At 66.7% G+C, this 25,770-nt stretch carries 21 protein-coding genes and 1 riboswitch; of the genes, 12 read left to right on the forward strand and 9 right to left on the reverse strand.

All coding sequences use genetic code 11. The features are described from left to right. Positions 1-41: 41 nt before the first annotated feature. Positions 42-2,885 carry a valine--tRNA ligase gene (locus V7Z98_RS02130; RefSeq protein WP_334156817.1) on the forward strand — a complete coding sequence of 948 codons (2,844 nt, stop codon included), beginning with the start codon at positions 42-44 and terminating at the stop codon, positions 2,883-2,885. Positions 2,886-3,000: 115 nt separating this feature from the next. Here V7Z98_RS02130 and pabB read toward each other — a convergent pair whose 3' ends face one another. From pabB to V7Z98_RS02145, 3 genes are all read right to left on the reverse strand, one after another. Then, positions 3,001-4,872, reverse strand: coding sequence for an aminodeoxychorismate synthase component I (pabB, locus tag V7Z98_RS02135; protein ID WP_334156818.1), 1,872 nt, complete (start codon positions 4,870-4,872; stop codon positions 3,001-3,003). 55 nt (positions 4,873-4,927) lie between these two features. Beyond that, positions 4,928-5,164: a sulfurtransferase TusA family protein gene (locus tag V7Z98_RS02140; protein WP_334156819.1), complete on the reverse strand. Its 237-nt coding sequence runs from the start codon at positions 5,162-5,164 to the stop codon at positions 4,928-4,930. Positions 5,165-5,332: 168 nt separating this feature from the next. Further along, on the reverse strand, positions 5,333-6,787 hold the full coding sequence (locus tag V7Z98_RS02145) for a M48 family metalloprotease (protein ID WP_334156820.1): 1,455 nt from the start codon (positions 6,785-6,787) through the stop codon (positions 5,333-5,335). A 109-nt stretch (positions 6,788-6,896) separates the two neighbouring features. Here V7Z98_RS02145 and moaC point away from each other — a divergent pair, with 109 nt between their 5' ends. Continuing rightward, entirely contained in the window at positions 6,897-7,394 is a 498-nt protein-coding gene (gene moaC, locus V7Z98_RS02150; protein WP_334156821.1) for a cyclic pyranopterin monophosphate synthase MoaC, read from the forward strand. Positions 7,395-7,489: 95 nt separating this feature from the next. Here moaC and V7Z98_RS02155 read toward each other — a convergent pair whose 3' ends face one another. Continuing rightward, a complete protein-coding gene (locus V7Z98_RS02155) occupies positions 7,490-7,693 on the reverse strand; it encodes a cold-shock protein (RefSeq protein ID WP_054621563.1) in 204 nt (67 codons plus the stop codon). A 266-nt stretch (positions 7,694-7,959) separates the two neighbouring features. Here V7Z98_RS02155 and clpS point away from each other — a divergent pair, with 266 nt between their 5' ends. The 3 genes from clpS to rraA all read left to right on the forward strand — a co-directional run bounded on the left by clpS (position 7,960) and on the right by rraA (position 11,169). Next, positions 7,960-8,274 carry an ATP-dependent Clp protease adapter ClpS gene (gene clpS, locus V7Z98_RS02160; RefSeq protein WP_293259565.1) on the forward strand — a complete coding sequence of 105 codons (315 nt, stop codon included), beginning with the start codon at positions 7,960-7,962 and terminating at the stop codon, positions 8,272-8,274. Then, positions 8,275-10,548, forward strand: a complete 2,274-nt coding sequence (gene clpA / locus V7Z98_RS02165; protein WP_293259562.1) for an ATP-dependent Clp protease ATP-binding subunit ClpA — start codon at positions 8,275-8,277, stop codon at positions 10,546-10,548. Between the two features lie 129 nt (positions 10,549-10,677). Further along, a complete protein-coding gene (gene rraA, locus V7Z98_RS02170) occupies positions 10,678-11,169 on the forward strand; it encodes a ribonuclease E activity regulator RraA (RefSeq protein ID WP_293259559.1) in 492 nt (163 codons plus the stop codon). 77 nt (positions 11,170-11,246) lie between these two features. On the opposite strand, the gene V7Z98_RS02175 is transcribed toward rraA, so the two are convergent. Further along, the gene (locus V7Z98_RS02175) at positions 11,247-13,040 is read right to left on the reverse strand and encodes a methyl-accepting chemotaxis protein (RefSeq protein ID WP_334156822.1); all 1,794 of its coding nucleotides are present in this window, start codon (positions 13,038-13,040) and stop codon (positions 11,247-11,249) included. 482 nt (positions 13,041-13,522) lie between these two features. On the opposite strand from V7Z98_RS02175, the gene aceA reads away from it, so the two are divergent. Continuing rightward, positions 13,523-14,833 (forward strand): isocitrate lyase, encoded by a 1,311-nt coding sequence (aceA, locus tag V7Z98_RS02180; RefSeq protein WP_293259553.1) that lies wholly within the window; start codon positions 13,523-13,525, stop codon positions 14,831-14,833. 326 nt (positions 14,834-15,159) lie between these two features. Here the strand turns inward: aceA and V7Z98_RS02185 are convergent, their stop codons facing one another. Together V7Z98_RS02185 and ccoG are read right to left on the reverse strand one after the other, a co-directional pair. Continuing rightward, positions 15,160-15,594 (reverse strand): thioredoxin family protein, encoded by a 435-nt coding sequence (locus tag V7Z98_RS02185; protein ID WP_334156823.1) that lies wholly within the window; start codon positions 15,592-15,594, stop codon positions 15,160-15,162. A gap of 10 nt (positions 15,595-15,604) precedes the next feature. Then, the gene (gene ccoG, locus V7Z98_RS02190; protein WP_334156824.1) at positions 15,605-17,047 is read right to left on the reverse strand and encodes a cytochrome c oxidase accessory protein CcoG; all 1,443 of its coding nucleotides are present in this window, start codon (positions 17,045-17,047) and stop codon (positions 15,605-15,607) included. Between the two features lie 190 nt (positions 17,048-17,237). On the opposite strand from ccoG, the gene V7Z98_RS02195 reads away from it, so the two are divergent. From V7Z98_RS02195 to V7Z98_RS02205, 3 genes are all read left to right on the forward strand, one after another. Continuing rightward, complete coding sequence (locus V7Z98_RS02195) at positions 17,238-18,653, forward strand: aminotransferase-like domain-containing protein (protein WP_293259544.1); 1,416 nt, start codon at positions 17,238-17,240, stop codon at positions 18,651-18,653. A gap of 90 nt (positions 18,654-18,743) precedes the next feature. After that, a riboswitch (glycine riboswitch) is annotated at positions 18,744-18,840 on the forward strand. 284 nt (positions 18,841-19,124) lie between these two features. Further along, entirely contained in the window at positions 19,125-19,739 is a 615-nt protein-coding gene (locus V7Z98_RS02200; protein WP_293259541.1) for a trimeric intracellular cation channel family protein, read from the forward strand. Positions 19,740-19,848: 109 nt separating this feature from the next. Further along, a complete protein-coding gene (locus tag V7Z98_RS02205; RefSeq protein ID WP_293259538.1) occupies positions 19,849-20,280 on the forward strand; it encodes a CBS domain-containing protein in 432 nt (143 codons plus the stop codon). Positions 20,281-20,352: 72 nt separating this feature from the next. Here the strand turns inward: V7Z98_RS02205 and V7Z98_RS02210 are convergent, their stop codons facing one another. After that, positions 20,353-21,273: a LysR family transcriptional regulator gene (locus tag V7Z98_RS02210; RefSeq protein WP_293259535.1), complete on the reverse strand. Its 921-nt coding sequence runs from the start codon at positions 21,271-21,273 to the stop codon at positions 20,353-20,355. Between the two features lie 376 nt (positions 21,274-21,649). Between V7Z98_RS02210 and V7Z98_RS02215 the strand changes: the two genes are divergently transcribed. The 3 genes from V7Z98_RS02215 (at position 21,650) to aceB (ending at position 24,803) form a co-directional block, all read left to right on the forward strand. Further along, positions 21,650-22,342: a haloacid dehalogenase type II gene (locus tag V7Z98_RS02215; RefSeq protein WP_293259532.1), complete on the forward strand. Its 693-nt coding sequence runs from the start codon at positions 21,650-21,652 to the stop codon at positions 22,340-22,342. 7 nt (positions 22,343-22,349) lie between these two features. Beyond that, a complete protein-coding gene (locus V7Z98_RS02220; protein WP_334156825.1) occupies positions 22,350-23,120 on the forward strand; it encodes a sulfite exporter TauE/SafE family protein in 771 nt (256 codons plus the stop codon). An 84-nt stretch (positions 23,121-23,204) separates the two neighbouring features. Next, a complete protein-coding gene (aceB, locus tag V7Z98_RS02225; protein ID WP_334156826.1) occupies positions 23,205-24,803 on the forward strand; it encodes a malate synthase A in 1,599 nt (532 codons plus the stop codon). Positions 24,804-24,886: 83 nt separating this feature from the next. Here the strand turns inward: aceB and V7Z98_RS02230 are convergent, their stop codons facing one another. After that, the gene (locus V7Z98_RS02230; RefSeq protein ID WP_334156827.1) at positions 24,887-25,708 is read right to left on the reverse strand and encodes a restriction endonuclease; all 822 of its coding nucleotides are present in this window, start codon (positions 25,706-25,708) and stop codon (positions 24,887-24,889) included. Between the last annotated feature and the right edge of the window lie 62 nt (positions 25,709-25,770).

Here is a 25,770-nt window from a genome sequence, read left to right on the forward strand (position 1 = left end):
GCATCCGCCTTCGCCTCCATCCAGTCTCGCCACCGTTCGCCATGGAACTCGCCAAGAGCTTTGAACCCGCCGCCATCGAAGGCCGCTGGTACCCCGCCTGGGAAGAAAGCGGCTATTTCGCCGCCGGCCTGGACACCTCCAAGCCCGCCGACCAGTCCTTCTGCATCCTGCTGCCGCCGCCCAATGTCACCGGCACCCTGCACATGGGCCACGGCTTCAACCAGACCATCATGGATGCCCTCACCCGCTACTACCGGATGAAGGGTCGCAACACCCTGTGGCAGCCGGGCACCGACCACGCCGGCATCGCCACCCAGATCGTGGTGGAGCGCCAGCTGGACGCCCAGGGCATTTCCCGCCACGACCTGGGCCGGGAGAAGTTTCTGGAGAAGGTGTGGGAGTGGAAGGAATACTCCGGCGGCACCATCACCCGCCAGATGCGCCGCCTGGGCACCAGCCCGGACTGGAAGCGGGAACGCTTCACCATGGACGCCGGCCTCAACAAGATCGTCACCGAATCCTTCGTCCGCCTCTACAAGGAAGGCCTGATTTACCGCGGCAAGCGCCTGGTGAACTGGGACCCGAAGCTGCACACCGCCGTCTCCGACCTGGAAGTGGTGCAAGAAGAGGAAGACGGTTTCATGTGGCACATCCGCTACCCCCTGGCGGACGGCAGTGCCACCCTGACCGTGGCCACCACCCGGCCCGAGACCATGGTGGGCGATACTGCCGTCATGGTCCACCCCGAGGATGAGCGCTACAAGCACCTCATCGGCAAGATGGTGAAGCTGCCCCTCACCGACCGGGAAATTCCGGTCATCGCCGACGCCTACGTAGACATGGAATTCGGCACCGGCGTGGTCAAGGTCACCCCGGCTCACGACTTCAACGACTACGCCGTGGGCCAGCGCCACAACCTGCCCCTCATCTCTATCCTCACCCTGGACGGCAAGATCAACGACCACGCCCCCGAGAAGTACCGGGGCCTGGACCGTTTCGACGCGCGCAAGGTGGTGGTGGAAGACCTGGAAGCCCTGGGCATCCTGGAAAAGACCGACAAGCACAAGCTCAAGGTGCCCCGCGGCGACCGTACCGGCGTAGTCATCGAGCCCATGCTCACCGACCAGTGGTTCGTCGCCATGAGCAAGCCGGGCGAGGACGGCAAGTCCATCACCGAGAAGGCCCTGGACGTGGTCCAGTCCGGCGAGATCAAGTTCTACCCGGAAAACTGGGTGAACACCTATAACCAGTGGCTCAACAACATCCAGGACTGGTGCATCTCCCGCCAGCTGTGGTGGGGCCACCAGATTCCCGCCTGGTACGGCGTGAACGGCGAAGTCTTCGTCGCCCACAATGAAGAGGAAGCCCGGGCCCAGGCCGATGCCGCCGGTTACGCCGGCCAGCTGACCCGGGATGCGGACGTGCTCGACACCTGGTACTCCTCCGCCCTGTGGCCCTTCTCCACCCTGGACTGGACGCCCGAGTACCCGGCCAAGTCCAACCCGGCCCTGGATCTGTACCTGCCCTCCTCCGTGCTGGTCACGGGCTTCGACATCATCTTCTTCTGGGTGGCGCGCATGGTCATGATGACCAAGCACATCACCGGCAAGATCCCCTTCAAGCACGTCTATGTGCACGGCCTGATCCGGGACGGCGAAGGGCAGAAGATGTCCAAGTCCAAGGGCAACGTGCTCGACCCCATCGACCTGATCGACGGCATCGGCATCGAAGACCTGGTCAAGAAGCGCACCTTCGGCCTGATGAACCCCAAGCAGGCCGCCCAGATCGAGAAGAAGACCCGCAAGGAATTCCCCGACGGCATCCCCGCCTTCGGCACCGACGCCCTGCGCTTCACCTTCGCCAGCCTGGCCAGCCCGGGCCGCGACATCAAGTTCGACCTGAACCGCTGCGAGGGCTACCGCAACTTCTGCAACAAGCTGTGGAACGCTACCCGCTTCGTGCTGATGAACGTGGAAGGCCACGACCTGGCCCTCGAACACAGCCAGGCCGCCGACGGCTCCTGCCCGGCCACCCCGGGCGCCGCACCGCTCCAGTTCAGCTTCGCCGACCGCTGGATCGTCAGCCAGCTGCAACGCCTGGAAGCGGAAGTCGCCCAGTATTTCACCGACTACCGTTTTGACCTGCTTGCCCAGGCCATCTACCGCTTCGTCTGGGACGAGTTCTGCGACTGGTACGTGGAACTGGCCAAGGTGCAGATCAACGGCAGCGACGACGCCCTGGCCCGGGGCGCCCGGCGCACCCTGGTGCGGGTGCTGGAAACCATCCTGCGCCTGGCCCACCCGCTGCTGCCCTTCATCACCGAAGAGCTGTGGCAGACCGTGGCCCCCATCGCCGGGCGCAAGACCCACCCGTCGATCATGCTCGCCCCCTATCCGGAGGCCAACCCGGCCCGCATCGACCCGGAATCCGAGGCCAAGGTGGAGCGCCTCAAGGCCCTGGTGTCGGCCTGCCGCAACCTGCGCGGCGAGATGACCATCTCCCCGTCGGTGAAGGCGCCCCTGGTGGTGGCCGGCGATGCTGCCGAGCTGGCGCCGCACCTGCCCTACCTGGCTGCCCTGGCACGCCTCTCCGAGATCAGCGTGGTGGACGACCTGCCCGCCGACAGCCTGGCCCCGGTGGCCGTGGCCGGCGAAACCCGTCTGATGCTTCAGGTGGAGATCGACGTGACCGCCGAGAAGGAACGCCTGTCCAAGGAAATCGCCCGCCTCGAAGGCGAGATTTCCCGGGCCTCGGCCAAGCTCGGTAACGAGAGCTTCGTCGCCCGGGCCCCGGCGGCGGTGGTGGATCAGGAGAAGAAGCGCCTGGCCGATTTCTCTGCCACCCTGGAGCAGCTCAAGCCGCAACTGGCCAAGCTGGGCGGCTGATCCGGAGCCCCGGTGCCGGTACTGCCGGCAACGCCAATGAAAAAGCCGCCTTCGGGCGGCTTTTTCATTCCGTGTCACAGGCACCCGGCGGGCAGTGCGCGCCCCGGGCGCCGCATCAATCCCGCAGGTGCACCGGTACCAGCCCGCGCAGGGCGTTGCCGCAATAGAGGGCCTCGGCGCGTTGCAGGTCGGCGGGGGTCAGTATGGCTTCCTCGGCCGCGCCCCGGGCCAGCAACTCGGCGCGCAGCACCCCGGGCAACACCCCGCAGGCCAGGGGCGGGGTCAGCAGGCAGCCATCGATGCGGGCGAACAGGGTGCTGCGCGCCCCTTCGGCCACTTCGCCGCGCTCGTTGCAGTAGAGCACGTCGAAGACTTCCGGCGTGGCGGCCAGGCCGGTCAGGGCCCGGTCGTAGCGGCCGCGCACGGTGGTCTTGTGGGCCAGCCAGCCGTCCCGGGAATCCAGTGGCTCGGCCGCCGGCAGCAAGGCCAGGGGGCCGGCGGGCAAGGGGTCGAGGGGCGCCCGGGCGATTTCCACATCGCCGCTCCGGCCCAGGGTCAGGCGCACCCGCCAGGCGGTAGGGGGGCCGCCGGCCTGGCCGGCTTGCGCCCATTCGCGGCGAGCATCCGCCCCGGCCTGTTCCAGTGCCCGCGCTACGGCCAGCCAGTCGCAGGCGAAACCGAGAGCTGCCGCCGAGCGGGTCAGCCGGGCCCGGTGGCCGTCCAGCCGGGGGTAGCGGGCACCGCCGGCATCCACCTCCAGGCGCAGGGTTTCGATCAGACGCGGCGCCTGGGCCACATCCCCTGCGACGGCGACATCGGTGAGAAAGCGGGCCTTGAGCAGGCACTCCCGGTATTCCGCCGCCGGATCGGAGCCATAGGTGATGCCGCTGCCCACCCCCAGGCGCAGGGTGCCGTCCCGGGCCAGCTCGACGGTGCGGATGGCCACGTTGAAGCGGAAGTCGCCCCCCGGCGCGATCCAGCCCAGGCTGCCGGTGTACAGCCCCCGGGGCTCCCCCTCCAGTTCGGTGACGATCTGCATGGCCCGCACCTTGGGGGCGCCAGTGATCGAGCCGCAGGGAAAGAGGGCCGCCAGGATCTCCGCCAGCCCGGCGTCGGGGCGCAGGGTCGCCGCCACGGTGGAGGTCATCTGCAACACTGTCGGGTAGAGCTCGACGTCGAACAGGCGCTCCACCGTCACCGATCCCGTTTCCGCCACCCGGGCCAGGTCGTTGCGGATCAGGTCCACGATCATCACGTTCTCGGCCCGGTCCTTGGCGGAGGCGGCCAGGGCCGCCCGGGCCGCCGCGTCCTCGGCCGGCGTGGCGCCCCGCGGGGCGGTGCCCTTCATCGGCCGGGAGACGAGCCGGGCGCCCTGGCGTTCGAGGAACAGCTCCGGCGACAGCGACAGGATGGCGCCCTCGTCGTGCATCACCACGCCGCCGCAGCCCACCGGCTGGCGGGCGCACAGGTCGGCGTAGAGACGCAGGGGATGGCCGATGCAGCGGCCGGTGACGGGGAAGGTGAAATTGACCTGGTAGCAATCGCCGGCGGCGATGTAATCGCGGATGCGCTGAACCCCGCGCCGATAGGGCATCTCCGCCATGGCAGGCTGGAGATCGCCTATCCACGCGGGGTTTGACGACTGCCACGCGGAAAGCCAAGCCTGGCGCGCCGTTCCGTCCAGGTGGTCGCGGCTCTCGAAGCACCAGAAGCGGGCCAGGGGGCCGGACGGCGGCACCACGCCCACGGCCGGTTCCAGGGCCAGTCCCAGCTCATAGCCCAGGGCGGCGACCACCGTATGGCCGGCGTCATTCCAGGCGGCAACCCGGTCCAGGGTCGCCTCCCAGGCGGCGGGGCCGTCCACGGTACAAGCGGCTACCAGGCCATGGCAGTACCAGGCGCCACCGGCCCCGTCGTCGAGCAGGGCGAACGCCCCAGGAAGCGGGGCGTCGGGCAGGGGAAGAAAAGGGAAAGCGTCTGCGGCCACGGCGATGGAACGGCCCTGGGGCCGCAGGCCCCAAGCGGGGCTTGAGGCTAAAGGCTTACTTGCGCTTGAGGAAGAAGGAGAAGACCTGGCTGTCTTCGTCGCTGCCGAGCAACTCGTTGCCGGTCTGCCGGGCGAAGGCCTGGAAGTCCTTGACCGACCCCGGGTCGGTGGCGAGCACCTTGAGCACTTGGCCCGAACTCATCTCCGCCAGGGTTTTCTTGGTGCGGAGGATGGGCAGGGGGCAGTTGAGGCCCTTTACGTCGAGCTCGCGGTCGAAGGCAGGAGTGGTCATGGCGTCGTGCAGGAAAGAGGCGGGATCGGGCAGAAGCGGCATCGGAGCGAGCCGCCGGCACGGCCTGCGAATCCCCCGCTCCCCAGCGATCAAGCAACCAAGCGGCCCGGGGCGGGGCACCGCAGCGCCGACCATTCTACTCCATCCATGGCCGGCGTCAGGGGCGGGTCAGCGCCGTTTTTCCTCCGCCAACCGGGCCTTCAGCTCCTTGAGCCGGGCTTCCACCACCGACTGGTCGTAGAAGTTGCCGTCGCCGGCGCGCTGGGCCAGGGTGAGCTGCTCCACCGCCTGGGCGGTCTGCCCCTGCAAGGCGTAGGCCTCGGCCAGGGCCCGGTGCTGGGCGAGCTGGCGGCCCAGGGCGGCCTGGCTCTTGGCCAGCAGGAAGTAGAAGGATGGGTCCTGGGGATAGGTCTGGATCTGGTTCTCGGCAAAGGCCGCCGCATCGGTGAAACGGTTGGTGGCGTAGAGGGTGTCGCCCAGCCCGTAGATCAGCCCCCGGGCGAAGGGGAAGCGCTTCAGGCCGTCCCGGTAGGCGGCCTCGGCGCCGGCCTTGTCGCCGGCGGCCATGCGGATTTCCGCCGCCAGGCTCTCGACCATGGCCGAATTGAGCTTGGCCCGGCGCAGGACCTGCAACTCCCGCTCGGCCAGGGCCGTGTCGTTGGCGCGCAGGGCGGCCCGGGCCAGACCCAGGTGGGCGGCGGATTCGCTGACGTACTTGTGTTCGCGCAGCAACTGCTCGAAATAGGCCACCGCCTCCTTGGGGGTGCCGTCCATGGAGCGCACCTTGGCCCGCACCAACTGGAAGTCGGGGCTGTCGGTGACCTGCCGGTAGGGCAGGTTCTGCACCCGGTTCTGCATGTCGGCGATCCGCTCCACCGTCAGGGGGTGGGTGCGCAGGTAGGCCGGGGCGTTGTTTTCGTAGAGCCGGGTGGCCTGTTGCAGGCGGGCGAAGAAGTCGGCCATGCCGTGAGGGTCGAAGCCGGCCTTCTGCATGGTCTGGAAGCCGATCCGGTCCGCCTCCCGCTCGAACTCCCGGGAAAAGGCCAGGGACGACTGGATGGCGCCGGCCTGGGCGGACACCATGGCGGCGCCAGCCACCTGGGTGTTGGAACGGGCTGCCAGGATGCCCAGGGCCAGGGCCACCATGGAGGCGATCGAGGTCTGCTTGTCCTTGGCGATGCCCCGGGCTAGGTGGTGCTGGGTGACGTGGGAAATTTCGTGGGCCAGCACCCCGGCCAGTTCGGACTCGGTCTGGGCGGCGGTGAGCAGCCCGGTATTGACGCCCACGTAGCCGCCGAAGGTGGCGAAGGCGTTGATCGTGGGGTCCTTGAGGGCGAAGAAGGTATAGCCGAAGGCCGGGTCCGGGCTGGCCGCCGTCAGCCGCCCGCCGATCCGGTTCAGGTAGTCGGTGATCTCCGGATCGTTGAGGTAATCCGGGTCGCGGCGGATGTCGTTGAAGATCTGTTCACCGACCTTCTTTTCCATCTGGGGCGAAACGTCGGCCTGGGCGGCATCGCCCAGGTCGGGCAGCCCTTCGGCACGCAGCGGGCCGCTCGGCCCGAAGGCCAGCAGCAGGGCAAAAGCCAGCGCCAGGGGGCGCCGTAGGGAGGGAGCGCAAACCATGGGCGCTATAATATCAGCGCTCTCCCGGCACGACTTGCCCTACGACTGACGGTGGCTTGTGGGGAGACCGCTTTTACCCCCGCTTACACTCCTTTTCGACGATTCCGCCATGGCCGATCAGCCCGCCCCCCCCCTCACCCACTTCGACGCCGCCGGCCAGGCCCACATGGTGGACGTGGGCGGCAAGACGGAAACGGCGCGCCGGGCCGTGGCCGTGGGCACGATCCGGATGCGCCCGGAAACCCTGGCCCTGATCCGGGAAGGCAACGCCAAGAAGGGCGACGTGCTGGGCATCGCCCGCATTGCCGCCATCCAGGGCGCCAAGCGCACCGCCGACCTGATCCCCCTGTGCCACCCCATCGCCCTGACCCGGGTGGCGGTGGAGTTCGCCCTGGACGACGCCGCCAGCACCGTCACCTGCACCGCCACCGCCGAATGCACCGGCCGTACCGGGGTGGAAATGGAGGCACTCACCGCCGCCAGCGTCGGCCTGCTCACCATCTACGACATGTGCAAGGCGGCGGATCGGGGCATGGCCATCGAGTCCCTGCGCCTGCTGGAAAAAGCCGGCGGAAAATCCGGCCACTGGCAGGCGGAAAGCGCCTAATTCCACGCCCCGCGCCCCCATACGCAGCCCGACAACGACAAAGGCCCGCCAGTCTTGCGACTGACGGGCCTTTGTCTTCCTGCTCGCCTAAGGGATTAGGCGCGCTGGATGTTGGAAGCTTGCTTGCCCTTCGGACCCTGGGTCACATCGAAGGACACCTTCTCCCCCTCCTTCAGCGTCTTGAAACCATTCATGGTGATCGCCGAGAAGTGAGCAAACAGATCCTCGCCGCCGTCGTCCGGAGTGATGAACCCGAAGCCCTTAGCATCGTTGAACCACTTAACGGTACCAGTTGCCATTTTTACAACTTCCTTTCTACTCAATACTCAAAAGCCCCGGGTTTATTTATTAATCCCCGTGTGCCCACTTAATGTCTGATTCCCGTCAGCGGTGGGCGCTGCCGGTGCGAAACGGGATAGCCAAAACCCCCCGGGACCCGCATAGAATCGAACACCAGCGCTTTTGTACGATGGTTTCTCGCTATCCGTCAAGCATTTTTTGCACCCTATTTCCGGGCCTCTCGAGCGACGTTGCAGAATCGTTGCGAACGCTTAGAATCCATTGCATGGCAACACGCACACGCTCCTCCGGCGGCGAATCCCTCGAAGCGGTCAAAACCCGCCTTTCGCCCCCCCCCCTCTACAAAGTGGTCATTCTCAACGACGACTTCACCCCCATGGACTTCGTGGTCGAAGTTCTCGAGCGTTTTTTTTCGCTCAACCGAGAACAAGCGACCCGAATCATGCTCCAAGTTCATAACGACGGACGAGGCGTCTGCGGGGTCTACCCCCGGGACATCGCGGCGACCAAAGTGGAACAGGTCACGTCTTTCGCCCGTCAGCACCAGCACCCGCTGGCGTGCATCATGGAGGAAAATTAAATGATCGCTCAGGAACTCGAAGTCAGCCTTCACATGGCGTTCGTGGAGGCCCGGCAGAAGCGTCACGAGTTCATCACCGTGGAGCACCTGCTGCTGGCCCTGCTCGACAACCCCTCGGCGGCGGAAGCCCTGCGGGCCTGCGGCGCCAACCTGGAACAACTGCGGCGCGATCTGACCGATTTCGTCACCGAACACACGCCCACCGTCTCGGGCGACGCCGACATCGACACCCAGCCGACCCTGGGTTTTCAGCGCGTCATCCAGCGGGCGATCCTGCACGTGCAGTCCTCGGGCAAGAAGGAGGTCAACGGCGCCAACGTGCTGGTGGCCATCTTCGGCGAGAAGGACTCCCACGCGGTGTACTTCCTGCAGAAGCAGAACATCTCGCGCCTCGACGTGGTGAACTTCATTTCCCACGGCGTGGCCAAGGTGCCCCAGTCGCCGTCCTCGCCCAAGAGCGAGGCCGAGCACGAGGGTGAGGGCGAGGAGCGCGGCGGTTCCGGCCCCCTGGAGAACTACACCATCAACCTCAACGCCCAGGCGTTGCAGGGCAAGATCGACCCCCTGATCGGCCGTGACAAGGAGTTGGAGCGGGTCATCCAGACCCTGTGCCGGCGGCGCAAGAACAACCCGCTGCTGGTGGGCGAGGCCGGCGTGGGCAAGACCGCCATCGCCGAAGGCCTGGCGCGGCGCATCGTCGAGGGCGAGGTGCCCGAGGTACTGGCCGACGCCCACGTCTACGCCCTGGACATGGGCGCCCTGCTCGCCGGCACCAAGTACCGCGGTGACTTCGAGCAGCGCCTCAAGGGCGTGCTCAAGCAGTTGCAGGACACGCCCCATTCGATCCTCTTCATCGACGAGATTCACACCCTGATCGGGGCCGGCTCGGCCTCGGGCGGCACCCTGGACGCTTCCAACCTGCTCAAGCCGGCCCTGGCCAACGGGCAGCTGAAGTGCATCGGCGCCACCACCTATACCGAGTACCGGGGCATCTTCGAGAAGGATCACGCCCTGTCGCGGCGCTTCCAGAAGGTGGACGTGCCCGAGCCGTCCGTGGCCGAGACCATCGAGATCCTCAAGGGCCTCAAGTCCCGTTTCGAGACCCACCACGGCATCAAGTACTCGAACGCCGCCCTGACCTCGGCGGTGGAGTTGTCGGCCAAGTTCATCAACGACCGGCACCTGCCGGACAAGGCCATCGACGTGATCGACGAGGCCGGCGCTGCCCAGCGCATCCTGCCCAAGTCGCGGCAGAAGAAGCTGATCGGCAAGGCCGAGATCGAGGACATCGTCGCCAAGATCGCCCGCATCCCGCCCGCCCACGTGTCCAACGACGACCGGGCCGCGCTGAAGAACCTGGACCGGGATCTGCGCGCCGTGGTGTTCGGCCAGGACCCGGCCATCGACGCCCTGGCCAAGGCGATCAAGATGGCCCGTTCCGGCCTGGGCAGCCCGGGCAAGCCGATCGGTGCCTTCCTCTTCTCCGGCCCCACCGGCGTCGGCAAGACCGAAGTGGCCCGCCAGTTGGCCTACAGCCTGGGCATCGAACTGGTGCGCTTCGACATGTCGGAGTACATGGAGCGCCACGCCGTGTCGCGCCTGATCGGCGCGCCTCCGGGCTACGTAGGTTTCGACCAGGGCGGCCAGCTCACCGAGGCCATCAACAAGAAGCCCCACGCGGTCCTGCTGCTCGACGAGATCGAGAAGGCCCACCCGGACATCTACAACATCCTGTTGCAGGTGATGGACCACGGCACCCTGACCGACAACAACGGGCGCAAGACCGACTTCCGCAACGTGATCGTGATCATGACCACCAACGCGGGAGCGGCCGACCTGCAAAAGCCGGCGATGGGCTTCACCTCCAACAAGGAGGTGGGCGACGAGATGGTCGAGATCAAGCGGCTGTTCACCCCGGAGTTCCGCAACCGGCTCGACGCGGTGATCTCGTTCAAGCCCCTAGACCACGACATCATCCTGCGGGTGGTGGACAAGTTCCTCATGCAGCTGGAAGAGCAGCTCCACGAGAAGAAGGTGGAAGCCATCTTCACCGACGCCCTCAAGGAGTTCCTGGCCGAGAAGGGCTTCGATCCCCTCATGGGCGCCCGCCCCATGGCCCGGCTCATCCAGGACACGATCCGCTCGGCCCTGGCCGACGAGTTGCTGTTCGGCCGCCTGGCCAGCGGCGGACGGGTCACGGTGGACCTGGACAGATCCGGCGCCGAACCCAAGGTCAAACTGGCCTTCGCCGAGGAGGCCGAAGCGGTGGTTTGATCCTCCCCCGCCCGGCAACCTCCCAGGCCGCCCCGCTCTCCGGGGCGGCCTTTTTATTTCGCGCCGCCGCCCCTACACTACCGCCCCGATGCAGAAGTCATTCCCCACCCAGCCTTGCGAGGAGACATCGTGAGTTTCAAGACCCCCGATCTGTGTGACGAGTTCGAAAACGACGCCGAGGCCAACCTGCGCGTCGTCGATCCCCTATTCCGCGCCTACGGCGGCCGCCCCGCCTTTTCCGGCCGGATCGAAACCCTCAAGCTGTTCGAGGACAATTCCCTGGTGCGCGAAGCCCTGGGTGAGGACGGCCAAGGCAAGGTGCTGGTGGTGGATGGCGGCGGCAGCCTGCGCTGCGCCCTGGTGGGCGACCAGTTGGCCGCCCTGGCGGTGAAGAACGGCTGGGCCGGCATCGTCGTCTATGGCTGCATCCGCGACACCCCGGACATGGCGGCCATGGACCTGGGGCTGCGCGCCCTCAACACCCACCCCAAGAAGAGCGTCAAGAAGGGCGCCGGCGACCGTAATCTGCCGGTGACCTTCGGCGGCGTCACCTTCGTGCCCGGCCAATGGCTTTACGCCGACCAGGACGGCATCGTGGTGGCTGCCCGGGCCCTGGCCTGAGGCTGCAAAAAGCGAAGGGCCGGGACGTTTCACCGTCCCGGCCCTTCGCTTTCCAATACTCCGGCGCGTAGCCCCGGTCAGGCGTCGAGCAGGACGCGACTGTCACAGCCGACCCGCACGTTGCCCCAGTGGCGGCCGTCCACCATCACCGGCATGGCGATGTCGCAGAGCAGTTCGCCCGTGTCGCGGATGTAGGTCTGCAACAGCATCGGGTTGGTGTTGCGCGCCGCCCGCAGCTCGGTCGGCGACTCGAACTTGCGCCGGGTGCGGTTGCCCACCAGGTCGGCCTGGTAGTCCCCGGTGAGGGGCCTGGAAAACTTGGCGTTGTGAGCGGTCAGGTAGCCGTTCGTATCCACCGCCACGGCGAAAGCGCCGCCCTTGATGTCGGCCAGGGATGAATCGAGAATTTCCTGGCAATCCCGGATGAAGTCCTCGTCGTAGGCCACCTTGTATTTCTGCGGATTGGTGCCGGCGACCGGCCGGTAGTTGCGGTCGAAAACATCCACCCCGCGCTGGCGCATGGTTTCCAGGGCGACCTGGACGCGATCGCGGAACGCCCGCACCTTCTCTACGTTGTAGTCGAAGGTGCCCCGGCCAATCTTGAAACGGGACACCAGCTCCTGCACCCCTTCGGTGGCCTGCATCAATTCGACGGCGGATCGCTCCGAATCGGCCATGTGCTGCGATACGTTGCCGGATAGGTCGTGAATCTGGGTGACGTAGCCATGCACCTGTCCGTTGGTGGCGGTCAGCGCCTCCATGGCCGTGGCGATCTGGTTGAGCTGCTCGCTGGTCCGCTCGAAATCCCCCACCATGCCGCGAAACTGGTCGGAGGAGCGCTCCACCACCGCCCGGGTCTGGCCGATGTCGGCATTGATCACCTCGTTCTCGACCTGGGTATCCTTGACCAGACCGATCATGTCGTTGATGTTCTGGGTGATCTCCTGGGTCGCCACGTTGACCCGCTCGGCCAGCTTTCTCACCTCGTCGGCCACCACGGCAAAGCCCCGGCCCGCTTCGCCGGCCCGGGCCGCCTCGATGGCGGCATTCAAGGCCAGCAGGTTGGTCTGGTCGGCGATCTCCTTGATCAGCGCGGCGATCTGACGAATGCTGTCGGAACGCTCGCTCAGATTGCCCACGGTGTCGTTGAAGCGCATCAGCTTGTCGCTCACACCCTGCACTTTGCCGACGATTTCCAGCATCTCCCCCAGGGACTCCCGGGCATTGCCCAGATTGACGCTGGTGGAGCGGGAAATCTGTTCCGCTGAAGCCGACACGTCATGGATCGCCTGGATGGCCTCGCCGCTGGCGCCGAACACCTCCTCGGTGATCTCGCCCTGGCGCTTTGCCCCCAGGGCGGTCTCGCCCACGCTCTTGCGCACCACCACCGCCTCCCGGGCGATGTTGACACTCATCTTGCGTACTTCGCTGATGATCTGCCGCATCTTGTCGGCGAAGCGGTTGTAGCTTTCCGACAGCTCCCGTAATTCGTCGTGGGTGGTCACCGGCAGATCCCGGGAAAAATCCCCCTCACCCCGGCCGATCTCGTCGAAGATCTGGGTGGTGGTACGGATCGGCCGCACGATCAGGTAGCGCAAGTAGGCGATCTGCAGGACGTTCCACGCGAAACCCACCGCCGTCACCCCAAGCATCAGCCACCAGCCCCGGTCCAGGGAAGCACTCACCTGCTCGAGAACGCCCGGCGCCGCACCGGCCTGGATCAGCCCCTCCACCACGCTGCGCTGGTAAAGGTAGATGCCCAGGTAGATCAGGTTGAGCAGGAACAGCAGGAAGAAGCTGCACAGCTTCTTGGTCAGGGTGTTCCAGAATGTTCGCTCGACCCAGTCATACAGTTGCCAGAACGTTTTCATCTCTCCTCCGGTATGTGTAGTCGGCGGGTTCTAGGCCCACTCTCGGCCGGACGCACAGGGGGCACCGGCATTGATGATGCCGGATGATTCTAACAACCGGCCTTAACAAATGTGAAATCCATTGCAAACCCGCTCCCCGCCTGGGATGACGGGCACATATGGTGCGTCGCAACACAAAAAAATACGTTAAATATCATATGTCTTATAGAAGAGTGTTGTGCAAGGCAACAAAACAGCCCATTTCGCCTCAGTGAAATGCATTTCGCAATCCGGATTTAATGCCGTTAAACATTGTTTATAAAAGATTTTATTTTTATCGTCGCTTGCCAAAAAACCATTGTTGCTTCGCAAAACGCGGCCTATACTCCCCTTCCATGTCGCAACGGTTTTATGTCAGACCCAAAACCGAAGGCGCTGCGCCGGTTTCCCCCAGGGGCAGCCAGCACTTTCCGATACAACGTTTACACCTGAGAGGAGTCTCCATGTCGTCTCGCGAACAGCAAATCGCCGCCCTGGAAAAAGAATGGGCCCAGAACCCCCGTTGGAAGGGCGTCAAGCGTGGTTACAGCGCCGCTGACGTGGTGCGCCTGCGCGGCTCCCTGCAGATCGAGTACACCCTGGCCCAGCGCGGTGCCGAAAAGCTGTGGGAAAAGGTCAACGGCGGCGCCAAGAAGGGCTACGTGAACGCTTTCGGCGCCATCACCGCCGGTCAAGCCATGCAGCAGGCCAAAGCCGGCCTGGAAGCCGTGTATCTGTCCGGCTGGCAGGTCGCTGCCGACGGCAACACCTCCGAAACCATGTACCCGGACCAGTCCCTGTATGCCTACGACTCCGTCCCCACCATGGTTCGCCGCATCAACAACACCTTCAAGCGCGCCGACGAAATCCAGTGGTCCCGCGGCATCAACCCCGGCGACAAGGAATTCATCGACTACTTCCTGCCCATCGTGGCCGACGCTGAGGCCGGTTTCGGCGGCGTGCTGAACGCCTTCGAACTGATGAAGAACATGATCGCTGCCGGCGCCGCCGGTGTGCACTTCGAAGACCAACTGGCTGCCGCCAAGAAGTGTGGCCACATGGGTGGCAAGGTGCTGGTTCCGACCCGCGAAGCCGTCGAGAAGCTGATCTCCGCCCGTTTCGCCGCCGACGTGATGGGTGTGCCCACCCTGATCCTCGCCCGTACCGATGCCGAAGCTGCCAACCTGATCACCTCCGACTACGACGAGAACGACAAGCCCTTCCTCACCGGCGAACGTACTCAGGAAGGCTTCTTCCGCGTCAAGAACGGTCTGGAACAGTCCATCTCCCGCGGTGTCGCCTACGCTCCCTACGCCGACCTGGTGTGGTGCGAAACCGGCGTGCCCGACATCGGCTTCGCCCGTGAATTCGCCCAGGCCGTTCTGGCCGCCTGCCCCGGCAAGCTGCTGTCCTACAACTGCTCCCCGTCCTTCAACTGGAAGAAGAATCTCAACGACTCCCAGATCGCTTCCTTCCAAGAAGAACTGTCCGCCCTGGGCTACAAGTACCAGTTCATCACCCTGGCCGGCATCCACGTCAATTGGTACAACACCTTCAAGTTCGCCAAGGCCTATGCCGGCGGCGAAGGCATGAAGCACTACGTGGAAATGGTGCAGGAACCCGAATTCGCCGCCCGCGAAGACGGCTACACCTTCGTCTCCCACCAGCAGGAAGTGGGCACCGGCTACTTCGACGACGTGACCACCGTGATCCAGGGCGGCTCTTCCTCCGTGAAGGCCCTGACCGGTTCCACCGAAGAAGAACAGTTCCACTAAGCCGCAAGGCGATTACGGGCGCCGGCCACGGCGCCCGTTGCAAAGAATCTTGCTTGAGTTTGGCCGCGCCTGGTTTCCAGTGCGCGGCCTTTTTTTCGGGGATGGGAAAGGGGCTGTCAGCGGCCGATGCTGGGCAAACCGCGGCCATGCCGGCAACGCAACGGGTCGCCAAGGTGCCGGGCCAAAGGGCGAAGCACGCCTGCGTGGTCTTTGCAGGGTGTTGCGGACGCCACGGTGGGATCGGCTTGCCGGCCGCTGGCTTCGAATATCGGGAGCCCGTAGGCGCCCCGGAAAATCCAGGGCTGCCCATGCAGCCCGCAGTGACGTCAGTCCTGCCAGGCGGCCGCCACCCGGACGGCCAGGGCCAGCAGTTCGTCGCCTTCGTCGGTAGAGAACCCCGCCGGCAGGGCCGGCGCTCCTCTGCCTTCCAGAGCGGCCCGCACCGAGCGGTCGAGCACCCGGGCGTCGGGCAGGATCGGGCCGAAGAAGCGCAACTCGCCGCCGCGCACCACCGCCAGGGTGGGAAAGGTTTCCACGTCCAGGCTGGGCAGGGCGTCCGCCGCGTCCTCGATGTCGATCCAGGCCCAGGCGGGAGCCGCGCCGGCCATCCTGGCCGACGTTTCCGCTGCCAGGGCCTCGAAGCCCCGGCAGGTGCCGCACCAGGCGGCGCACAGCACCAGCACCACGTCCCCCGGCCCGCCCCCGCCCTCCGGATGCACGGAGGGCAGATCGTCGAAACGGAGCAAAGGCAGGGCGGGCATGGCGAAACAGTCAGGGCTGCATGAAGACGCTATTCTCCCTCACCTGGAGTGTTTCCGCCCCATCCTCGGCGTGAATGGTGAACTGCACCGGGTTGGCGCCGGGACGGCCGTCGCCGGCCTCGGCCCGCACCGTCACCGGCAGGTTGGCGGTGCTGCCCGCCGCCACGTCGAGCATTTCGCCGGACACCACCTGGGCCGACGGCAGACCGCTGACCGAAACGCGGAAGCGATGCCCCTCGCCGTCCATGTTGAGGATGTGCAGGCGGTAGGCGTTTTCGACCCGGCCATCCTCCACCTCGCGGAACAAGGCGCCCCGGTCGCGCAGCACGTCCACCTGCAGCGGCACCCGGTGCATCAGCACGTAGATACCCAGGCCGGTGAAGAACGCCATCAGGGCGCCATACACCCACAGCCGCGGCCGCCAGCCTGTGGCCATTGCACCATCCGTGGTGGCGCGCGGCTGCCCGGCACTCTCGGCGGCAAAACGGATCAGCCCCCGGGGCCGGCCCAGCTTGTCCATGATCTGGTCGCAGCCGTCGATGCACAGGCCGCAGTTTATGCACGGGTACTGCAAGCCCTGGCGGATGTCGATGCCGGTGGGGCAGACCTGCACGCACACGCTGCAATCGACGCAATCACCGCTGGCGGCGCCGCTGTGCAGGGCACCGCGGGGCTCGCCCCGGGCCACGTCGTAGGCCACCACCTTGGTCCGGTCGTCGAACATCGCCGTCTGGAAGCGCGAATAGGGGCACATGTGCTGGCACACCTTCTCGCGCAGCAGGCCGGCCTGCATGTAGGTGAAGGTGGCGTAGAAGAACAGCCAGAACCACTCCCACGGTCCCAGCTGGCCCTGGAAGGCCCCCGCCACCACCTCGCGCACCGGGGTGAAGTAGCCGACGAAGGTCAGCCCGGTCCACAGCGCCAGCAGCCACCAGGCGGCGTGCTTGGCCACCCGGCGCGCCGTACCCGGCAAGGTGGCCGAGGCGCTGTCGCGGCGCATGCGCGCCACCCGGTCGCCCTCGATGCGGGCCTCGATCCACATGAACATCTCGGTGTAGACCGTCTGGGGACAGGCAAAGCCGCAGAACACCCGGCCGGCCAGGGCCGTCGCCCAGAACAAGGCCAGGGCCGCCACCACCAGCACGATGGCCATGTACAGGGCATCCTGGGGCCACAGCACCAGACCGAAGATGTGGAACTTGTAGTCCCCCAGGTCGAACAGCACTGCCTGGCGCCCGTCCCAGGGCAGCCAACACAGGCCGTAGAAGATCAGCTGGGTGAAGATCACCATGCCCCAGCGCAGGCGGTTGAAGCGCCCGGACGTCTCCCGGGCGTAGATCTTGCCCGGCTTGCCGCGCCGGCCGTTGCGCGGCGGGGCGATGGGCTGGGGACTGATAGCGGCCGCCGCGCCGTCGGCGGCGGGGGAAAGGGCGATCGATTGGGGGGCAGACATGACTCACTCCGGTAGGCGCCCCGGTGCCGGCCAGCCATGGCCGCCCACCCTTGGCGGAGCAAGGCGCAGGTCCCGGGACTACAGCCCGAAGTAGACCCGCTTGGCGCCGCCAGTAACAGATTCAGATGCTGCTAAAATCTACCGGCACAGATTTGGACCCACAACGCCCCCCCCCGCCGCCCCGACTGCCATGACCACCCTGCGCTACGAAGCCCTGGCCAACGAACTGCTGCTGCTCATCGCCAACGGCGTGCTGCGCGCCGGAGACCGGCTGCCCTCGGTGCGGGCCGCCTGCCGCAGCCACCACCTGAGCCCGGCCACGGTGCTCCAGGCCTACTACCTGCTGGAACGGCGCGGCCTGGTGGAGGCCCGGCCCAAGTCCGGCTACTACGTGCGGCCCCGCCCCGCCCGCCACCTGCCCGAGCCCCGGCCGACCCGGCCCACCTCGGAATCGACCGAAGTGGACATCAGCGACTTCGTCTTCGCCATCCTCCACGCCAGCCGGGACCAAAGCGTGGTGCCCCTCGGCTCGGGCTTTCCCAGCCCGGAGCTGTTCCCTCTGGAAAAGCTGGCCCGCCACCTGGGCGCCGCCGCTCGGCACATGGACCCCTGGGCCACGGTACGCGACCTGCCGCCGGGTAACGACGCCCTGCGCCGCCAGATCGCCCTGCGCTACCTGGCCGCCGGCGCCCCGGTCAGCCCCCAGGAGATCGTCATCACCAACGGGGCCATGGAAGCCCTCAACCTGTGCCTGCAAGCGGTGGCCAAGCCCGGCGACCTGGTGGCGGTGGAATCCCCCACCTTCTACGCCAGCCTGCAAGCCATCGAACGCCTGCAACTGAAGGCGGTGGAAATCCCCACCCACCCCCGGGAAGGGGTGAGCCTGACGGCCCTGGCCGAAATCCTCGAACAGCAGCCGGTCAAGGCCTGCCTGCTCATGCTCAACTTCCAGAACCCCCTGGGCAGCCGGGTGCCGGAGGACAAGCGGCGCGAACTGCTGGCCCTGCTCGCCCGCCACGACGTGCCGCTGATCGAGGACGACGTCTATGCCGAGCTGCACTTCGACGGCGAGCTGCTCTCCAGCAAGTCCCTGGACACGGCCGGCCGGGTGCTGCACTGCGGCTCCTTCGCCAAATGCCTGGCGCCGGGCTACCGGGTCGGCTGGGTGGCCGCCGGGCGCTATACCCGCAGCGTCGAGCGGCTGAAGTTCATGACCTCCCTCGCCAGCAACATCCCGACCCAGATCGCCCTGGCCGACTACCTGCAACAGGGCGGCTTCGAGCCCCACCTGCGCCGCCTGCGCCGCGCCCTGGCCGACCAGCAGGCCCAGCTGATGGACGCGGTGGCGCGCCACTTCCCCGCCGAAACCCGGGTCAGCCGCCCCGAGGGCGGCTACTTCCTATGGCTGGAACTGCCCGAGGGCACCGACACCCTGGCCCTGCACCGCCGCGCCCTGGCCCAGGGCATCAGCATCGCCCCGGGGCCGATCTTCTCGGCCAAGCGCGAGTACCGCCACTGCCTGCGCCTCAACTCCGGCCACCCCTGGGATGGGCGCGTCGAAGCCGCCGTTGCCGCCCTGGGCCGGCTGGTGGCGGAAGCGGCGTAGCCCGGGCCACCGTTCGCCGGCATGGCGTTCCGGGGCTACGCACACCGCACGACGGCGGGTTGCCTCGCCCCGCCATCCCCCGGATAATTCGCCACCTCCGCAGGAGAGAGGGGCTGGCGCAACGTCCGCCCCCGCCGAAGGCGCAAGCTCCCATAATCGCTCAGGCACCGGGAACTGCGGAGCACATTCAGCCGACTGGAGAGCGGTCGCCGCCATGCCGAAAGGCCGCGGGGGACCCACCGAAGGGGCAGGCCGGACGCCACGGGCGCCGGGCCGAAACTCTCAGGTAAAAGGACAGGGGGAGAGGCGCAGCGTCGGGCATCGCCGCCGGGACCGAGCATCGGCCCGGGCGAAACCCCGCGCCCCTATTGGATCTCCAGCCATGCCTCTCGCACGTCCAGCATCCGCGCCAATCTCCAGGCACCACCTTCGGAATACCGCGCCCCGCCTTGCTTTGCGCGAGGTGGCCCCGTGCTGATCACCATCTACCTGATCGCCATCACCGCCGAAGCCATGTCCGGGGCCCTGGCCGCCGGGCGGCGCAACATGGACATCTTCGGCGTGGCCGTGATCGCCTTCGTCACCGCCCTGGGCGGCGGCACCATCCGCGACATGGTGCTCGGCCACTTCCCCATCGGCTGGACCCAGCACCCGGGCTACATCTACCTGGTGATCTCCGCCGGCCTGTTCACCACCATCATCGCCCGCTTCATGCACCACCTGAAGCGCCTCTTCCTGGTGCTCGACGCCCTGGGGCTGATCGCCTTTTCCCTGATCGGCTGCGAGGTGGCCCTGGGCATGGGCTACGCCACGGTGGTGGTGATCATGGCCGGGATGATGACCGGCATCTTCGGCGGCGTGCTGCGCGACGTACTGTGCAACCAGGTGCCGGTGGTGTTCCGCCACGAGCTGTACGCCAGCGTCTCCCTGGCGGTGTGCATCCTCTACCTAGTGCTGCGCCACCTGGGCATGCCTATGGAGGTGAACACCCTGGTCAGCTTCGCCGCCGGCCTCACCTTCCGCCTGCTGGCCATCTGGCGCGGCTGGCGGCTGCCCACCTTCTCCTACCAGAAGCGCTGGGAATAGCCGTCTGGGCGGAACCAAGCGGCGGCGGTGCAGTCGATGCGGTTGACATACAGGTTGACATACACTGACCGACACCCGGCCGCCGCCGCGGCCCTTTGAGGAGACCGCCATGCCCCACCGCACCATCCGCGACGTGATCCGCGAGCAGCACATCCTCACCGCCGGCGAGGACAGTACAGTGCGCGAAGCCGCCCGGCGCATGGCCGACGCCAAGGTCGGCGCCATCCTGGTGGTGCGCGGCGGCCTGCTGATCGGCATCTTCACCGAGCGCGACGCCCTCAACCGGGTGCTGGCCGCCGGCCTGGACCCGGACGCCACCCACCTCGCCGAGGTGATGACCCTGGAACCCCGCACCGTATCCGCCTCCCGCAGCCTGGGCTACGCCCTGCACACCATGCACAGCGGTGGCTTCCGCCACCTGCCGGTGGTGGACAACGACCGGCCCGTGGGCATGGTGTCGGTGCGGGACGCCCTGGGCAGCGAGCTCATGCAGTTCGAGCGGGAACTGGACGATTTCGAGCACATCGCCACCTCCCTCTAGCCCCGCGCCGCACCACGCGTCAGGGCCGCGGCACCGCGGCCCTGCAACGTAGACTTAGTAGACCTAGCGCCCTCAGCGCCCACGCCGCCAGTAGGCCAGATTGCCGTAGGTGTTCTTCAGATAGTCGATGAACAGCCGCACCCGCAGCGGCAGGTGGCGGCGCTGGGGGAATACCGCGTAGATGCCCAGGGGCGGGGCCGCGTAGTCGTCGAGCACGGTGCGCAGCCGCCCCGCCAGCAGATCCCCCTCCACTTCCCACACCGAGCGCCAGGCCAGGCCGTAGCCGGCCAGGGCCCATTCGTGCAGCACGGCCCCGTCGTTGCATTCGAAGCGCCCGCCGACCTTGACCGAGAAGGTGGCGTCGGGCCGCTCGGCACTGCGCTCCCGGTTGGTGAACAGCCAGCCCCGCTGGGGCCCCAGGGACAGGCAGTTGTGGCCGGCCAGATCGTCCGGAGTAGCCGGGGCGCCCCGGGATTCCAGATAGGCCGGACTGGCCACCACCACCCGGCGCATTTCCCCGAGCTTGACGCTGACCAGGCTGGAATCGGTCAGCTCGCCGATGCGCACGGCGCAGTCGATGCCTTCGTTGACCACGTCCACCACCCGGTCCGCCAGGTTCAGGCTGGCGGTCACCTCCCCGTGCAGGGCGAGGAACTCGGCCACCAGGGGCGCCACGTGCTTGCGCCCGAAGCCGGCCGGGGCCGACAGGCGCAGGTGGCCGCTGGCCTTGACCCCGCCCAGGGACACCGAGGCCTCGGCGTTGGACAGATCGTTGAGGATGCGCTGGCAGTCTTCCAGGAAGGCCTGCCCCTCGAAGGTGAGCGACAGGCGCCGGGTGGTGCGCACCAGCAGCTTGACCCCCAGCCGCCCTTCCAGGGCGTCGATGCGGCGGCCGATGATGGCCGGGGTGACCCCTTCCGCAGCGGCGGCGGCGGACAGGCTGCCCCGGGTGGCGGAGGCGACGAAGGCACTGATCTGCTTGAAAGTATCCATGGCGTGTATGCGGGTATTGCCGAAGCCGCGCAGGGCAGTGGTCAGTTTTGCGGATACCGGCGGGCCGGCGGGGCGACTAGGATTGCCCGTGTCGGACGCCCCGACCCGTTTGCCTGGGGTGTCCGTACAGGTCCGGCATGGCCGCCCTGCCCCTGGGCGGCATGATCACCCCCCGTGCGCGTCGCGCATTTACCCCGCCCCCGTGGCGGGGTTTTCTTTTGGCGGCGCGGCGGCGTGGCGGTGCCGCTCCCCGGGGGCAGGGGCTTGAGCGGATTACATACCAGAAGTAAAAAATATAACAGACGAAATGGCCGTTATCACGATTCGGAATGTTGAATAAAATCCCGTCATCCTCTTCGGGAATCTTTCATCGGCCATGTTCCGCGCCATCCTGTTCGACGCCTACGGCACCCTGTTCGACGTCCATTCGGTGACGTCCCTGGCCGAGCAGCTCTACCCGGGCCAGGGCACCGCCCTGTCCCAGCTGTGGCGCGAGAAGCAGATCGACTATTCGCGCATCCGCAGCATGAGCGGCCAGTACCGGCCCTTCTACGAGATCACCGAGGACGCCCTGGCCTTTGCCTGCGCCCGGCTTGGCCTCACCCTGGGCGAGGAGCAGCGCCGCCGCCTGATGGCCCAGTACGCCTGCCTGTCGCCCTTCCCCGAGAACCTGCCGGCCCTGAAGACGCTCAAGGCCCTGGGCCTGCCCCTGGCGATCCTGTCCAACGGCACCCCGGCCATGCTCGACATCGCGGTCAAGAGCGCCGGCATGACCGGCCTGTTCGACCACCTGCTGTCCACCCACGCCGTGCAGCGCTACAAGACCGCCCCGGAGGCCTACCAGCTCGGACCGGACGCCTTCGCCGCCCCGGCCCGGGAGCTGCTGTTCGTCTCATCCAACGGCTGGGACGCCTGCGGTGCCACCTGGTTCGGCTACACCACCTTCTGGGTCAACCGCACCGGCCAGCCGCCGGAGGAGTTGGGCGTGGCCCCCACCGCCAGCGGCGCCAGCCTCGACGACCTGGTGGCCTTCGTGCGCCGCCGCCAGGCCGGCAATACCAAGGGATGATGCGCTCATGGACCTGATCCACGCCCTGCTCATCGGCATTGCCGCTTTCGCCGCCGGCACGGTCAACTCGGTGGCCGGCGGCGGCACCTTCTTCTCCTTCCCGGCCCTGCTCGCCGTGGGCGTGCCGCCGGTGGTGGCCAACGCCAGCAACTCGGTGGCCCTGTGGCCGGGCAGCCTGGCCGGTGCCTGGGCCTTCCGCCGCGAACTGGCCCGCTTCAAGCGCGCCCTGCCCCTGCTCTCGGTGGTGGCCTTCTTCGGCGGCATCGGCGGCGGCTTGCTGCTGCTCGCCACCAGCAACGCCGCCTTCGCCAAGCTGATTCCCTGGCTCCTGCTGGTGGCCACCGTGCTGTTCGCCTTCAGCGCCCAGCTTTCCCGGCTGGTGGCCCGTTTCAAGCCCGCCGCCCCCGGCGACGAGCGCCACGTGGGCCCCGGGGGCTATCTCTTTCAACTGGCCGTCTCCATCTACGGCGGCTTCTTCGGGGCGGGCATGGGCATCCTCATGCTGGCGGCCCTGGCCATTCAGGGCTTCAAGGATGTCCACGAGATCAACGCCCTGAAAAACTGGCTGTCGGCGGTCATTTACAGCGTGGCCGTCGGCACCTTCGTCATCGCCAACGCGGTTTCGTGGCCGCACACGGCGGTGATGCTGATCACCGGTACCGTGGGCGGCTATGCCGGCGCCGCCGTGGCCCGGCGCATTCCCGCCCTCTGGCTGAAGCGGGTGATCATTGCCGTGGGCACTCTGCTCACCGCGTACTACTTTTACAAGACGGCCTAGCCTTCTTCCGCCCGTTCTCTATTCTCAAACTTTCGGATTCGCAGCATCCCGATTCCGCCCGCCACTTTCTCCCAAGGAGCTTCCATGAGCCTCAACCTGCCCCAAGGCGTCGCCATCAACGCCCCGCTGCACCCCCGCTTCGAAGAAATCCTGACCCACGATGCCCTGGCCTTCGTCGCCAAGCTGCACCGCGCCTTCGAACCGCGCCGCCAGGAACTGCTCAAGGCCCGCGTCACCCGCCAGGCCCGCATCGACGCCGGCGAAATGCCCGACTTCCTGCCGGAGACCAAGCACATCCGCGAAGGCGACTGGAAGGTCGCCCCGGTGCCCGCCGCCCTGCAGTGCCGCCGCGTCGAAATCACCGGCCCGGTGGAAGCCAAGATGATCATCAACGCCTTCAACTCCGGCGCTGATTCCTACATGACCGACTTCGAGGATTCCAACAGCCCCAACTGGTTCAACCAGATCCAGGGCCAGGTGAACCTCTACGACGCCATCCGCCGCAAGCTGACCTTCAAGAACGAGGCCGGCAAGGAATACAAGCTCAACGACAAGATCGCCACCCTGCAAATCCGTCCCCGCGGCTGGCACCTGGACGAGAAGCACGTGACCGTGGACGGCCAGCGCGTTTCCGGCGGCCTGTTCGACTTCGCCCTGGTGTTCTTCCACAACGCCAAGGAGCAGGTGGCCCGCGGTGCCGGCCCCTTCTACTACCTGCCCAAGATGGAGTCCCACCTGGAAGCCCGCCTGTGGAACGACGCCTTCGTCATGGCCCAGGACCACATCGGCCTGCCGCAAGGCACCATCAAGGCCACCGTGCTGGTGGAAACCATCCTCGCCACCTTCGAGATGGAAGAGATTCTCTATGAGCTGCGCGAGCACTCCGCCGGCCTGAACGCCGGCCGCTGGGACTACATCTTCTCCTGCATCAAGAAGTTCAAGAAGAACAAGGACTTCTGCCTGGCCAACCGGGGCGCCATCACCATGGAAGTGCCCTTCATGCGCTCCTACGCCCTGGCCCTGGTGCAGGCCTGCCACAAGCGCGGCGCCCCCGCCATGGGCGGCATGAGCGCCCTGATCCCGATCAAGGGCGATCCGGAAGCCAACGAAAAGGCCCTGGCCGGCATCCGCCACGACAAGCGCCGCGACGCCAACGACGGCTACGACGGCGGCTGGGTGGCCCACCCGGGCCTGGTGCCCATCGCCATGGAAGAGTTCGTCAAGGTCCTGGGCGACAAGCCCAACCAGTTCGGCAAGCAGGTCGAAGGCTCCTTCGGCCCCAAGGACTGGCTCAACTTCCAGCCCGAGCAGCCCATCACCGAAGCTGGCCTGCGCAACAACATCAACGTCGGCATCCACTACCTGGGTTCCTGGCTGGCCGGCAACGGCTGCGTGCCCATCCACAACCTGATGGAAGACGCCGCCACCGCCGAAATCTCCCGCTCCCAGGTGTGGCAGTGGGTGGTCAGCCCCAAGGGCAAGCTCGACGACGGCCGCAAGGTCACCGTGGAAATGGTCCGTCCGATGATCGCCGAGGAGCTGGCCAAGGTGAAGGCCACCGTCACCGCCCAGGGCGAAAAGACCGAGACCTACGACCAGGCCGCGGTGATCTTCGACAAGATGTCCCTCACCCCGGAATACCCGGAATTCCTGACCCTGCCGCTGTACGAGGCGATGGAATAAGCGCCGGAACCCGGTAGCAGCTGCAACAAGTACAACGCCCCGCACTGCGCGGGGCGTTGTCTTTTTTCGGGAGCATCCACCCGTTATGCGGGTCTGCTTCCCCGGCACGAGGGAAAGCGTGAGCATCCCCAGAAGCGCTGCCCCACCGTCGCCCCCCGGCGTGCCTGGCGCTGCACCATGGGACTGCCGCAGTCCGGACAGGCCGGCACCTGCTCGGGTGTCGGGCGCGACCGCACATCTGCCGGCCCATCGACGGCAATGCCGTTCAGAAAGCGCTGGGCATCGACCAACTCTATCGCACGGCCTTCGGCAAAGCGCCGTGCTTCATCGGTAAAGCTGCCGGAAGACACGACGAATCCACCCACAGCTCCCTCGGCCACCATCACGCCGAACAATTCGCGCACCACGGCCACCCCGACGCTGCGTGATTTCCATTGTTTGCACTGGACCAGATAGCGGTCCCGCCCTAGCCGCAGCACCAGATCGACCCCGCCATCAGGCCTGGCCCCGCCCCGCTCTTCGACCTCAAATCCCTTGCGCCGAAAATACTCGCCCACCACCAATTCGAATTCCCGCCACGACAGACGATCCAGCGAAGAGCGGGTCGGCGCATCGGCAAGTTGCGCGTGGAGCGCACGACGTCGACGGCGCTTGATTGCCGAAATCAGCGCACCCAGCAAGCAGGCACCGGAAACGATGTATTGGAGGTAATAAGCCAGCGTGCCCCCCAGCATGCTCCCGACACTGCCGGGTCGCTGGAGATCAATCGCAGGGACGCCCCCCGGGACCAGCGCAAAATGATGCAGCACCAGGTAACTGACGACGGCAAGCACCACACCGACTTGCCAGGGCAAGGCCGCACAGATTTCGACGATATCCTCGAACGACGATGATTTTCGGCCCATGGCACCTCCCTAAAACGCAGGATTATGCCAAACAGATCGCCAGCCCCTGAAATCACCAACCC

Source organism: Oryzomicrobium sp., assembly GCF_036820405.1.
In the GTDB taxonomy this organism is placed as follows: domain Bacteria; phylum Pseudomonadota; class Gammaproteobacteria; order Burkholderiales; family Rhodocyclaceae; genus Oryzomicrobium.